We start from the raw sequence: 11,196 nt of genomic DNA, 5'->3' as shown, positions 1-11,196 counted from the left end.
GACCATGATCATCTGCCATTGTCAGACCATCACCGATCGCGACATCCACGCCGCCATCGACTGGATGCGAGCCTCGGACCCGAGTACGATCATCACCCCGGGCAAGATCTATCACGCACTCGGGAAACGGGCCGATTGCGGCGGATGCATGCCGCTCTTTCTTTCCACGATGCGCAAGAATACCAATTTGAAAGTGCCGGTCGAACTGACCGGGCTGAGACAGGCACCAATGGAAGGAAGACGACATGAAGGGCGACGCTAAGGTTATCGACTATCTCAACGCAGCTCTGCGCAGCGAATTGACGGCCGTTTCGCAATACTGGCTGCACTTCCGGATGCAGGAGGATTGGGGCCTTGCCGCGATGGCGAAGAAATCGCGCGAGGAATCCATCGAGGAGATGCATCACGCCGACAAGCTGATCGCGCGCATCCTGTTCCTCGAAGGCCATCCGAACCTGCAAAAACTCGACCCGCTGCGCATCGGCGAAGGCCCGCGCGAGACGCTTGAATGCGACCTCGCAGGAGAGCATGACGCGCTGACCCTCTATCGCGAGGCGCGCGACCATTGCGAAAGCGTGCGCGATTACGTCTCGAAGGATCTGTTCGAAGAGCTGATCGCGGATGAGGAAGGCCATGTCGATTTCCTCGAGACGCAGCTCGATCTCTACGATCGCGTGGGCGCGCAGAATTACGCCCTGCTCAACGCCGCCAAGATGGACGAGGCGGAGTAGACCCTGCCCCTCGCAGGTCGAAGATGCTCGAAGGCGCTCCGAACGGGGCGCCTTCTTCTTTTTGCGGGCAAAAGATCGGGGGCGCCGGGGGCGGAGCCCCAAACGAAAAGCGGCCCCCGAATGGGAGCCGCTTTCCAAATCGTATCTCGCGAAGTTTAGCGCTTCGAGAACTGGAAGCTACGACGGGCTTTCGCACGACCGTATTTCTTACGTTCCACAACGCGCGAGTCGCGGGTCAGGAAGCCTGCGGCTTTCAGAGCCGGACGCAGCGAGGGATCGTAGAGCTGCAGCGCTTTCGAGATGCCGTGCTTGACTGCACCGGCCTGGCCCGAGAGGCCGCCGCCTGCGACGGTCGCGTAGACGTCGAACTGGCCGTCCACGTTCGCCACGCCGAAGGGCTGGTTCACGATCAGCTGAAGCACGGGACGCGCGAAGTACTTGTCCATCGCCTTGCCGTTCACTTCGACCTTGCCGGTGCCCGGCTTAACCCAGACGCGGGCGACCGCGTCTTTACGCTTGCCGGTGGCATAGGAGCGGCCTTGCGCGTCGCGCACGGGCTCACGGGGCGTGGAGGTTTCGGTTTCGGTGGCGCCAGCGTTGTCCGAGCCGGTCACGACCGATTTCAGATCGTCGAGGGTCTTGATATCGTCGGCCATGATCAGCTCCGGGTGTTCTTCTTGTTCATCGACTTGACGTCGAGAACTTCAGGCTGTTGCGCTTCGTGCGGATGCTCGGCACCAGCGTAGACACGCAGGTTCGCCATCTGCGCACGACCCAGACGGTTGCGCGAGATCATGCGCTCGACCGCCTTCATAACCACGCGCTCGGGATGCGCGCCCTCGAGGATCTGACGCGCGGTGCGCGACTTGATCCCACCGGGGTGGTTGGTGTGCCAGTAGTAGGTCTTGTCGTCACGCTTCTTGCCGGTCATCTGCACCTTGTCGGCGTTGATGACGATGACGTTGTCGCCCATGTCCATGTGCGGCGTGAAGGTGGCCTTGTGCTTGCCACGCAGACGCATTGCGACGATCGACGCGAGACGGCCCAGCACGACGCCTTCAGCGTCGATGATGACCCATTTCTTCTCGATCTCCGCGGGTTTTGCGGTGTAGGTTTTCATCTGTGATCTGCCCTTGTGGGGTATTTCGAATTCTGATGCGGGCTTTTGCGCGATTCCGGACGTGTTTTCAAGTGCATCGTTTAGGAATTTTATCAGCAAAAACAATGCGGTAAAAATTAGGTATCAAAATACCCCATATCTCGACGCGATGTTGGGCCGGGTTGGGGGCTCTGCCCCCGGCGCATCCGCGCCTCCCCCGGGATATTTGCGCCAAGGCGAAGGCGCAAAGCGTGCGGCACCCTACCCCATCGCGCGCGGCGGAATCGAATAGGTCATGCTCGCGCGCGCAACGGGTCGATCGTCCCCCTCGGAATAGATCAGCGCATCGCCCACGGCGAGGACGCGGCCCAGCTTGAGTACCCGGATCTTCGCGATCAGGTCGGCCCCTGCGGCAGGCTTGCGCATGAAATCCATGCTCGCATTCGTCGTCACCGCCAGCGCCACGCGACCGATCCGCGCGAGGATCGCGATATAGATCCCGACATCGGCCAGCGCGAACATGTTCGGCCCCGAGACCGTGCCGCCGGGCCGCAAATGGCGCTCTTCCACCTTCAGGCGCACCACGAGCTCGTCCTCATCGAGCGCCTCGATCGCGAAGTCGCCTTTCACCTGCGGAAACGCCTCGTCGAGAAATTCCGCGAGCTCGTCGCGATCCATTGCCAGCGCCATGCGCCCTCCCCTTTTCTTGTCCCTCGCTCGCCCCTAGAGTTTCGCCAAAGAGGAGGAGTTTCAATGACCGATCTGGTGATCCGCGAGGATAAAGGCGCGGTGGCGCATCTGACGATGAACAGCCCCGGCAGCCTCAACGCGCTGTCCGATGCGATGCTGGCCGCGCTCAAGGCGCGGTTTTCCGAGCTGGCCGAGGATACGAGCATCAAGGTCGTCGTGCTGCGCGGCGCGGGCAAGGCGTTCTGCGCGGGCCATGACCTCAAGGAGATGCAGCGCGGGCGCGAAGCCGAGGATCAGGGCCGCGCCTATTTCGCCGATCTCTTCTTCCGCTGCGCCGAGGTAATGCAGATGATCCCGGCCCTGCCGCAGCCGGTGATCGCCGAGGCGCATGGCATCGCAACCGCCGCCGGCTGCCAGCTGGTCGCCTCCTGCGATCTGGCCGTGGCAGCCGAGGGCACCCGGTTTGGCGTGAACGGGGTGAATATCGGGCTTTTCTGCTCGACCCCGATGGTGGCGCTCTCGCGCAACGTGCCGCGCAAGATGGCCTTCGAGATGCTGACCACGGGCGAGTTCATCGATGCCGCCCGCGCCCGCGAGGTCGGGCTGGTCAATCGCATCGCGCCGCATGAGGAGCTTGGCGCCGAGACCGAGAATCTCGCGCAGACCATCGCAGGCAAGCTGGGCGCGGCGGTGAAAATCGGTAAACGCGCCTTCTACGACCAAGCCAATATGGACCTCGCGCAGGCCTATGAGCACACGGCCGCGGTGATGGTCGAGAACATGCTCTGGCGTGATACGAAGGAAGGCGTGCAGGCCTTCATCGAGAAGCGCAAGCCGGACTGGGCCGAATGAGGGAGCGGAGTAAACCCGCTCAGCCCACGACCATATCGTCGCGATGGATCAGCGCCGCGCGGCCGGGATAGCCGAGGATCTCCTCGATCTCGCCCGAGCGGTGCCCCGCAATCAGCCGCGCCTCGTCGCCGGTGTAGCGCACGAGCCCTTTGCCCAGCACCGCACGGTCCGGCCCCGCAATGGTGACCGGATCGCCGCGCCCGAAGCGTCCGACGACCTTGGTGATCCCTGCGGGCAGCAGGGATTTCCCAGAACGCAAAGCATTGGCGGCCCCCTCGTCCACGAACAGCTCGCCGCGCGGCTTCATCGCCGCGATCCAGCGTTTGCGCGCCGCCTGCGGATCGCCCTCGGGCAGGAACCAGCTGCAGCGCCCGCCCTGCTCCAGTGCGGCAACCGGATGCTCGGCAAAGCCCTCCGCGATCGCCATCGCGCAGCCGCCCGCCACTGCGACCTTCGCCGCCAGCAATTTCGTCTTCATCCCGCCCTTCGAGAGGCCCGAGACGGGATCGCCCGCCATCGCCTCGATCTCGGGGGTGATATGTTCGATCACCGGCAGATGCTCGGCGCTCGGATCGGTCTTGGGGTTCGCGGTGTAGAGCCCGTCGACATCGGACAGCAGTAGCAGCTGATCCGCCCCGATCGTCACGGCGATCTGGGCGGCCAGCCGGTCATTGTCGCCGAAGCGGATCTCGTCGGTCGCGACCGTGTCGTTCTCGTTCACGATGGGCACGACGCCGAGGCTCAGCAGAGTCTCCAGCGTCGCGCGCGAATTCAGATAGCGGCGACGGTCAGCTGTATCTTCCAGCGTCACCAGAACCTGCGCGGTGCTCACGTCATGCGGCCCCAGCACTTCCTCATAGGCCCGCGCGAGGCGGATCTGGCCCACCGCCGCCGCGGCCTGGCTCTGCTCCAGCGGCAGCGTGCCACCCGAAAGACCGAGCACCCGTCGCCCCAAGGCGATCGAGCCGGAGGAGACGATCACGACGCCCGTGCCGCGGGCGCGCAAAGCCGCCACATCGGCGGCCAGCGAGCGCAGCCAATCCGCACGCAATCCGCTCTGATCGACAAGCAGCGCCGATCCGATCTTGATCACCAGACGCTTCGCCTGCGCCAGAGCGGGCGCGCTCACGGTTGCCATGCTCCGCCCTCGTCCTCCGGCTTCGGCTTGTCCTTGGCGATCTCCGCCCAAAGCGCGCGCAGCACATCCGGCACGCCCTTTTTCGACACGCCCGACATCAGCATCACGCGCCCGCCCGACGCCTCTTCCAGCTCCGCCTTACGCTCGGCCAGCGTCTCTTCGTCAATCGCGTCGATCTTGTTGAGCACGGTGACGCGCGGCTTCTGAGCGAGGATTTCCGAATAGGCCTCCAACTCGCCGATGATCGTGCGCCAATCCTCGACCGGATCTTCCGCCGTGCCATCCACCAGATGCAGCAGCACCGAGCAGCGCTCGACATGGCCCAGGAACTGATCACCCAGGCCCCGCCCCTCGGAGGCGCCCTCGATCAGCCCCGGAATATCGGCGACGACGAATTCGCGCCCGTCGATGCCGACGACGCCGAGGTTCGGAACCAGCGTCGTAAACGGATAATCTGCAATCTTCGGCCGCGCATTCGACGTCGCCGCGAGGAAGGTGGACTTGCCCGCATTGGGCAGCCCCAGCAGACCTGCATCCGCGATCAGCTTCAGGCGCAGCCAGATCGTGCGCTCGACGCCTTCCTGACCGGGATTCGCGCGTTGCGGGGCGCGATTGGTCGAGGATTTGAAATGCAGGTTACCCCAGCCGCCATTGCCGCCCTTGGCGAGAAGCACGCGCTGGCCCACCTCGGTCATGTCGGCGATCAGCGTCTCCTGATCCTCGTCGAGGATCTCGGTCCCGACCGGCACTTTCAGCACGACGTCATCGCCGTCCTTGCCAGTGCATTGGCTGCCCATGCCGTGCTGGCCGGTTTTTGCGAAGAAATGCTGCTGGTAGCGGAAATCGATCAGCGTGTTGAGCCCTTCGACCGCCTCGATCCAGACCGAGCCGCCCTTGCCGCCGTCGCCGCCATCGGGGCCGCCGAATTCGATATATTTCTCGCGCCGGAACGAGACGCAGCCCGCGCCGCCGCCGCCAGAGCGGATATAGACCTTGGCGAGATCGAGGAATTTCATGGTCAGGCCCCTTTCATCAAGGCGCCGGGATAGCTGCCCGCGCGCGCAGGATCAAGCGCCGCGTGGGGGCGCCGCCCCCACACCCCCGGGATATTTTCACCAAGAGGAAGGGGAATGCGCCTCGCGAGGCGGGGTCTCGCAGATCATGTCGAAATGTCGGAGCTTGCGCCCCAGCGCCCGGTTATCGACAAGCGACTCGCCTGCGTGCCGGAATCCCAGCTTCTCGAGAACCCTGCGCGAGCGGTGATTGCCCTCGAAATAGCCCGCCGCGAGCGGCCGCGCATCCGGGGCCTCGAAATGCGCAGCAATGACGGCACGGCCTGCCTCGGTGGTATAGCCATTGCCCCAATGATCCCGACCCAACCAATAGCCGAACGCGCCGACCTTTCCGATCACTCCACAAAAATCGCCCTGCCGCGTGATTCCCCAGACTCGTCCGCCATTCTCGCGATTGGCGGCGACGAATGCCTCGGCATCGGGTTTGGTATAGGGATACGGCATCCGCGTGAGCCAGCGCGCGACCTCGAAATCATTCGCGGCATGCGTGATCGCATCGACATCTGCCGAAGTCAGGGGACGCAAGACAAGGCGCGGCGTTTCGATCCGGTGCATCTTCCTCTTGGCCCAAATATCCCGGGAGGGTTCGGGAGGGCAGCGCCCTCCCGTCTACGCTCTCGGTCTGCGTTACATTTTGCGCAGATAGGTCCAGGTCGGAACATGGCGACCGCGCGCGAGCGACCAGCTTTCCGCATCGCCCAGATATTCGAAGCCGCAATTGGTCAGGACACGGGCCGAGCCCGGATTGTCCTGAAAAACCTCAGCGAAGAGAGTGCGGGACTTGTGCGGGTTCGCTTCGATGATCGCCGCGACCGCTTCGGAGGCGAGGCCCGTATTCCAGAACCCCGGTCCTACCCAATAGCCGATCTCGGACTGGTCGTCATCGAGACGGGTGAGCGAGACGACACCCAGAAGCTCGCCCATGCCATGGCGCGAGCCATCGATCGCCCAGACGTCTTCGACGCGGTCTTCGGCCTGTGCGCGCGTGATGAAATTTTCGGCCGTGCCGGGCGGCAGCGGATGCGGGATCGCCCGAGTGCCTTCGGCGACGCGTTTATCGCCGGAATACATCTCGATCAGACCGGCATCCGAACGGCGCAGCGGGCGCAGCACGAAGCGCTCCGTTTCGATCACGGGTTGGGTGGAAATCGTCTCCTGGTACATGGGCGCTCCTCCTCGAAACGCGGACGAACCGGCGGCTCCTCCTGCCGCGTGGTCCTAGTAAATAAATAGGACAGTAAGATGACGATACATCCCCCGACCCGGTAAATTTTCTCGCCGCGCTTGCAAACATTTGCGTGCTGCACTGCAACGAGAAAGGGGACCGGCCTTTCAGCCGATCCCCCGATTTTGTGACACTTTCGTCGGTCGGGTTACTCGGCGGCCTCCGCAGCCGGGAGGACCGATACGAAGGTGCGGCCCTTGAGGCCTTTATGGAAGGTGACGCGGCCTTCAGCCGTTGCAAAGATGGTGTGATCCTTGCCGAGGCCGACGCCCTCACCCGGCCACCACTTGGTGCCGCGCTGACGCACGATGATGTTGCCCGGGATCGCTGCCTGACCGCCGAACAGTTTCACGCCAAGACGACGACCCGCAGAGTCGCGGCCGTTACGGGATGAACCGCCTGCTTTCTTGTGTGCCATGGGTGTCTCTCCTTATTTCGCGAGCTCTTTGGCCTGCTCGACCCAGTCGGGCTTGACCTTGGTAGCATCAAAGGTTTCGGGATCGACCGAAGCGAGCTGAGCGTAGGTGGTGATGCCAGCTTCGTTCAGCTTCTTCTCGGCCGCCGGGCCGAGACCGGTGATGACCTTCAGATCGTCCGCTTCCGCGACGGCGGCGTCAGCCTTCGGCGCGGCTTTCGGAGCAGCAGCGGCCTTGGCGGGCTTGGCCGGAGCGGCTTCGCCTTTGCCACCATGCGCCGCACGACGTGCGATCGCGGTGCCCACGGCTTCCTTCACGCCCGACTTGTCACCGCCGGTGGCGAGGACGTCGGTGACGCGCAGCAGGGTCAGCTGCTGACGGTGACCACGGGTACGCTGCGACGAGTGCTTACGACGACGCTTGTGGTAGGTGATGACCTTGTCGGCCTTGATGTTGTCGATGACTTCCGCCTGCACGGCCGCACCTTCGACGAGCGGGGTGCCGAACTGGGGCTTGTCGCCGCCGACCATCAGAATCTCGTTGAACTGGACTTTATCGCCAGCTTCGGCTGCGAGCAGTTCCACGCGGAGCAGATCGCCCGCCTGAACTTTGTATTGCTTGCCGCCGGTCTTGAGGACCGCAAACATGGGTCTTTCCTTTTCTTCATCCGCGCCCTGTGGCCCCTGATCGGAGTTCGTTGGACCTGTCGGCCCGCCGTCGGACTGCGCGCTCCTCATGGGAGCGAAGTTGCAAAAACGAGGCCCGGCGGAAAGAAGACTCTCCGCCGGGTCGGGCCGATATCGGGGATCAGCCCCCATCTGTCAAGGAAAAACGAGGTTTTATCCGCAATCGCTCCAGCGGGCGAGCGCCTTCGCCGCAGAGATCCGCCGCCCCTGTGCCCCCGCCTGCCCCGGCGTGGCCGAAAGGCGCGGCGCGGGCGCGGGCTGGGCGATCCCGTCGAGATCGACGTAAGCCTCCCGTTCGGCGTTCTGCGGATGCGCGATCGCCTCAGCGATCGACAGCACCGGCGTCGCACAGGCATCGCTGCCCGCGAAGATCCCGGCCCAGTCATCCCGGCTGCGAGTCGCGAAGCGCTCAGCAAAAGCGTTACGCAAGGCCGGCCAATTCGCACGGGCTTCACGCGCAGGCAAGTCCTGGGGCGCGAATCCCAGCCCCGCGATCAGCGCTGCATAAAATTGCGGCTCCAGCGCCCCCACCGCCATATGGCCGCCGCAGGCACATTCATACACCGTGTAGAACGGCGCGGCCCCGTCGAGCAGATTCGCCTGCCGCCGATCCACCCATGACCCCTGCCCGGCCATCCCGGTGATCATCGCCATCAGATGCGCCACCCCGTCGGTGATCGCACAATCGACGACCTGCCCCCGCCCGGTCTCGCGCGCCCGCCACAGCGCCGCCAGCATCCCGAAGGCCAGATATATCCCGCCACCGCCGAAATCGCCCAGAAGGTTGAGCGGGATCTCGGGCGCCTCTCCGCCCATCGCATGCAGCGCCCCGGTCAGAGACAGGTAGTTGATGTCATGGCCCGCAGTTTGCGACAGCGGCCCCTCCTGCCCCCAGCCCGTCATCCTTCCATAGACCAGCGCCGGATGATCGGGGAAATCGTCAGGCCCCAGCCCCAGCCGCTCCATCACGCCCGGCCGCATGCCTTCGATCACCCCATCGGCGCGGGAGATCAGAGTGCGCACCGCTTCGCGCCCGGCGTCGGATTTGAGATCCAGCTCCACCACGTCGCGGCCCCGGTCGAGCACGTCGACCTCCAACCCCAGAACGTGATTCTCCGCCCCGCCCGAGCCCGGCCGCGCGATGCGGATCACCTCGGCCCCGAAATCCGCCAGACACATCGCGGCAAACGGCGTCGGCCCCAGCCCGGAAATCTCGACGATGCGCAGCCCGCTGAGCGGTCCCGTCCGCTTGGCCCCCGTTCGCTTGGTCATGCGCCCCTCCTTATTGCCCCGTCAGAGGGGCTCTGCCCCGCTGGCTCCGCCAGCCCCCGGGATATTTCTGCCAATCCGAAAGAGAATGCCCTCCCCTTCGGCTTGGATCAAATATCCCCGCCGGAGGCATCCGACCGCGCCGCGGGCGAAGGGTCTAGGCCTCTTGCGCCTTCTCTTCGAGCTCGAGCCATTCGACCTCGGCCGCGTCGAGGGTCGACTGGCGGTCGCTCAGCATCTCGGTGGCCTTGGCGAATTTCACCGGCTCGCGGGTGAAGAGATCGGGATCGGCGAGCAATTCGTTGATCTTCGAGATCTCATGTTCGAGCTTTTCGATCACACCGGGCAGCTCTTCCAGCCGGTGTTTCTCGGTAAAGCTGAGGCCCGCTTTCTTCGGCGCAGCTTTCTGGGGCGCGGCGGGTTTCGCCTCTGCCTTGGGGGCGTCCTTCTTCGGCGCGGGCTTGGCCTCCGGTGCGGACTCGGCCTTCTGCGCCTGATAATCCGACCAGCCGCCCGCATAGACGGTGGCGCGCCCATCGCCTTCCATCGCGATGGTCGTGCTGGCGACGCGGTCGATGAAATCGCGGTCGTGGCTGACCAGCAGCACCGTGCCGTCATATTCGCCCAGCAGATCCTGCAGCAGATCGAGCGTCTCCACGTCGAGATCGTTGGTCGGTTCGTCGAGAATCAGCAGGTTCGACGGTTTCGCCATGATCCGCGCCAGCAGGAGCCGCGCGCGTTCACCACCCGAAAGCGACCGGATCGGGCCGCGCGCCTGTTGCTCATCGAAGAGGAAGTCCTTCAGGTAGCCCACGACGTGTTTCGGCGTGCCGCGCACCATCACCTGATCGGAGCGCCCCTTCACCGCCATGTCCGGGTCGTTGACCAGCCCGTCCCACAGCGTCTGCTCGGGATTGAGCGTCGCGCGCGCCTGATCGAAGACGGCGATCTCGAGATTCGTGCCCAGCTTCACTGCGCCCTCATCGGGTTCGACCTCGCCGGTCAGCATCTTCAGAAGCGTCGTCTTGCCCACACCGTTGGGACCGACGAAAGCCACGCGATCCCCGCGCAGCACGCGCAGGTCGAAATCCTTCACGATCTGCTTGTCGCCATAGCGCTTGGACAGGCCCGTGGCCTCGATCACCCGCTTGCCCGATTGCTGGCCCGAGTCGAGCTCCATCGCGGCCACGCCCTGCCGCTTGATCTGGCCCGCGCGTTCGGCGCGCAGCGCCTGCAGCGCGCGCACCCGGCCCTGGTTGCGCTTGCGCCGGGCCGAGATGCCTTCGACCGCCCAACGCGCCTCGGCCTTGATCTTGCGATTGAGTTTGTGGCGGGCGTCGTCTTCCTCCGCCCAAGCCTTTTCGCGCCATTCCTCGAAGGTCTCGAAGCCCTCTTCATTGCGGCGCACTTCGCCGCGGTCGATCCAGAGCGTGGCCCGCGTCAGTGCGCGCAGGAAGGCGCGGTCGTGCGAGATCAGCACGAAGGCCTTGCGCGTCTCCTTCAGCTGGTTTTCCAGCCAGGCGATCGCCTCGATATCGAGATGGTTCGTCGGCTCGTCGAGCAGCATCAGCTCCGGCCCCTCGGCCAGAAGCTTCGCCAGCGCCGCGCGCCGCCGCTCGCCGCCCGAGGCGGTCTCGACCGGGGTCTCGGGTTTGAATTTCAGCCCCTCGGCGACCATCTCGACCTTATAGGCCTCGGCAGGGTCCAGTTCGGAGGCGGCGAAATCGCCCAGCGTCGCGAAGCCCGACAGATCAGGCTCCTGCTCCATATAGCCCACGGAAATGCCCGGCGGCACGACTCGCGTCCCCGAATCCGGCTCTATCAGCCCGGCCATCACCTTCATCAAGGTGGATTTGCCCGAGCCGTTGCGGCCCACCAGCGCGACTCGGTCGCCTTGCTGGACGGTGAGGGAGAGACCTTCGAAAACGGGATTGCCGCCGAAGGTGAGCGATATGTCGGAAAGCTGTAAAAGCGGTGCGCGTGCCATGCTCGCGAGCTAAGCGGGCCTTGGCGAAAG

Annotated in this window: 14 protein-coding genes; 3 read left to right on the top strand and 11 right to left on the bottom strand. The window is 64.6% G+C overall.

What is annotated here, in order from left to right; translation table 11 throughout:
- The first annotated feature begins 4 nt into the window (after positions 1 to 4).
- A complete protein-coding gene (locus ACZ7GB_RS17440; protein WP_078547388.1) occupies positions 5 to 262 on the top strand; it encodes a (2Fe-2S)-binding protein in 258 nt (85 codons plus the stop codon).
- Positions 246 to 731: a bacterioferritin gene (gene bfr, locus ACZ7GB_RS17435; RefSeq protein ID WP_078542760.1), complete on the top strand. Its 486-nt coding sequence runs from the start codon at positions 246 to 248 to the stop codon at positions 729 to 731. The genes ACZ7GB_RS17440 and bfr overlap by 17 nt, the downstream gene beginning before the upstream one ends.
- A 155-nt stretch (positions 732 to 886) precedes the next feature.
- Here the strand turns inward: bfr and rpsI are convergent, their stop codons facing one another.
- The 3 genes from rpsI to ACZ7GB_RS17420 all read right to left on the bottom strand — a co-directional run bounded on the left by rpsI (position 887) and on the right by ACZ7GB_RS17420 (position 2,520).
- The gene (gene rpsI / locus ACZ7GB_RS17430; protein WP_078522796.1) at positions 887 to 1,387 is read right to left on the bottom strand and encodes a 30S ribosomal protein S9; all 501 of its coding nucleotides are present in this window, start codon (positions 1,385 to 1,387) and stop codon (positions 887 to 889) included.
- A gap of 2 nt (positions 1,388 to 1,389) precedes the next feature.
- Positions 1,390 to 1,851, bottom strand: a complete 462-nt coding sequence (gene rplM, locus ACZ7GB_RS17425; RefSeq protein WP_078522797.1) for a 50S ribosomal protein L13 — start codon at positions 1,849 to 1,851, stop codon at positions 1,390 to 1,392.
- Positions 1,852 to 2,091: 240 nt separating this feature from the next.
- Positions 2,092 to 2,520: a PaaI family thioesterase gene (locus ACZ7GB_RS17420; protein WP_078601861.1), complete on the bottom strand. Its 429-nt coding sequence runs from the start codon at positions 2,518 to 2,520 to the stop codon at positions 2,092 to 2,094.
- Between the two features lie 63 nt (positions 2,521 to 2,583).
- Here ACZ7GB_RS17420 and ACZ7GB_RS17415 point away from each other — a divergent pair, with 63 nt between their 5' ends.
- Complete coding sequence (locus ACZ7GB_RS17415; protein ID WP_472159730.1) at positions 2,584 to 3,372, top strand: enoyl-CoA hydratase; 789 nt, start codon at positions 2,584 to 2,586, stop codon at positions 3,370 to 3,372.
- Positions 3,373 to 3,391: 19 nt separating this feature from the next.
- Here ACZ7GB_RS17415 and proB read toward each other — a convergent pair whose 3' ends face one another.
- The 8 genes from proB to ACZ7GB_RS17375 form a co-directional block, all read right to left on the bottom strand.
- Positions 3,392 to 4,510 carry a glutamate 5-kinase gene (proB, locus tag ACZ7GB_RS17410; RefSeq protein ID WP_472159728.1) on the bottom strand — a complete coding sequence of 373 codons (1,119 nt, stop codon included), beginning with the start codon at positions 4,508 to 4,510 and terminating at the stop codon, positions 3,392 to 3,394.
- Positions 4,498 to 5,526 carry a GTPase ObgE gene (gene obgE, locus ACZ7GB_RS17405; protein WP_078601858.1) on the bottom strand — a complete coding sequence of 343 codons (1,029 nt, stop codon included), beginning with the start codon at positions 5,524 to 5,526 and terminating at the stop codon, positions 4,498 to 4,500. Before obgE ends, proB begins: the two co-directional genes overlap by 13 nt.
- A 96-nt stretch (positions 5,527 to 5,622) precedes the next feature.
- Entirely contained in the window at positions 5,623 to 6,138 is a 516-nt protein-coding gene (locus ACZ7GB_RS17400; protein WP_472159726.1) for a GNAT family N-acetyltransferase, read from the bottom strand.
- 72 nt (positions 6,139 to 6,210) lie between these two features.
- Complete coding sequence (locus ACZ7GB_RS17395; RefSeq protein WP_078571786.1) at positions 6,211 to 6,747, bottom strand: GNAT family N-acetyltransferase; 537 nt, start codon at positions 6,745 to 6,747, stop codon at positions 6,211 to 6,213.
- A gap of 209 nt (positions 6,748 to 6,956) precedes the next feature.
- Positions 6,957 to 7,226, bottom strand: a complete 270-nt coding sequence (rpmA, locus tag ACZ7GB_RS17390; protein WP_075775480.1) for a 50S ribosomal protein L27 — start codon at positions 7,224 to 7,226, stop codon at positions 6,957 to 6,959.
- Between the two features lie 12 nt (positions 7,227 to 7,238).
- Positions 7,239 to 7,871 carry a 50S ribosomal protein L21 gene (locus ACZ7GB_RS17385; RefSeq protein ID WP_078547398.1) on the bottom strand — a complete coding sequence of 211 codons (633 nt, stop codon included), beginning with the start codon at positions 7,869 to 7,871 and terminating at the stop codon, positions 7,239 to 7,241.
- 192 nt (positions 7,872 to 8,063) lie between these two features.
- Positions 8,064 to 9,182 carry a CaiB/BaiF CoA transferase family protein gene (locus ACZ7GB_RS17380; RefSeq protein WP_472159724.1) on the bottom strand — a complete coding sequence of 373 codons (1,119 nt, stop codon included), beginning with the start codon at positions 9,180 to 9,182 and terminating at the stop codon, positions 8,064 to 8,066.
- 154 nt (positions 9,183 to 9,336) lie between these two features.
- A complete protein-coding gene (locus tag ACZ7GB_RS17375; protein ID WP_472159722.1) occupies positions 9,337 to 11,166 on the bottom strand; it encodes an ABC-F family ATP-binding cassette domain-containing protein in 1,830 nt (609 codons plus the stop codon).
- Between the last annotated feature and the right edge of the window lie 30 nt (positions 11,167 to 11,196).

This window comes from Thioclava sp. PTB-PU3-1 (assembly GCF_055666785.1).
This window is presented reverse-complemented; position numbering and strand designations above follow the sequence as displayed.

Excerpts from the sequence above, each read along its gene's own strand:
- ACZ7GB_RS17440 (WP_078547388.1), top strand. The coding sequence starts at position 5 with ATGATCATCTGCCATTGTCAGACCATCACCGATCGCGACATCCACGCC.
- bfr (WP_078542760.1), top strand. The coding sequence starts at position 246 with ATGAAGGGCGACGCTAAGGTTATCGACTATCTCAACGCAGCTCTGCGC.
- rpsI (WP_078522796.1), bottom strand. The coding sequence starts at position 1,387 with ATGGCCGACGATATCAAGACCCTCGACGATCTGAAATCGGTCGTGACC.
- rplM (WP_078522797.1), bottom strand. The coding sequence starts at position 1,851 with ATGAAAACCTACACCGCAAAACCCGCGGAGATCGAGAAGAAATGGGTC.
- ACZ7GB_RS17420 (WP_078601861.1), bottom strand. The coding sequence starts at position 2,520 with ATGGCGCTGGCAATGGATCGCGACGAGCTCGCGGAATTTCTCGACGAG.
- ACZ7GB_RS17415 (WP_472159730.1), top strand. The coding sequence starts at position 2,584 with ATGACCGATCTGGTGATCCGCGAGGATAAAGGCGCGGTGGCGCATCTG.
- proB (WP_472159728.1), bottom strand. The coding sequence starts at position 4,510 with ATGGCAACCGTGAGCGCGCCCGCTCTGGCGCAGGCGAAGCGTCTGGTG.
- obgE (WP_078601858.1), bottom strand. The coding sequence starts at position 5,526 with ATGAAATTCCTCGATCTCGCCAAGGTCTATATCCGCTCTGGCGGCGGC.
- ACZ7GB_RS17400 (WP_472159726.1), bottom strand. The coding sequence starts at position 6,138 with ATGCACCGGATCGAAACGCCGCGCCTTGTCTTGCGTCCCCTGACTTCG.
- ACZ7GB_RS17395 (WP_078571786.1), bottom strand. The coding sequence starts at position 6,747 with ATGTACCAGGAGACGATTTCCACCCAACCCGTGATCGAAACGGAGCGC.
- rpmA (WP_075775480.1), bottom strand. The coding sequence starts at position 7,226 with ATGGCACACAAGAAAGCAGGCGGTTCATCCCGTAACGGCCGCGACTCT.
- ACZ7GB_RS17385 (WP_078547398.1), bottom strand. The coding sequence starts at position 7,871 with ATGTTTGCGGTCCTCAAGACCGGCGGCAAGCAATACAAAGTTCAGGCG.
- ACZ7GB_RS17380 (WP_472159724.1), bottom strand. The coding sequence starts at position 9,182 with ATGACCAAGCGAACGGGGGCCAAGCGGACGGGACCGCTCAGCGGGCTG.
- ACZ7GB_RS17375 (WP_472159722.1), bottom strand. The coding sequence starts at position 11,166 with ATGGCACGCGCACCGCTTTTACAGCTTTCCGACATATCGCTCACCTTC.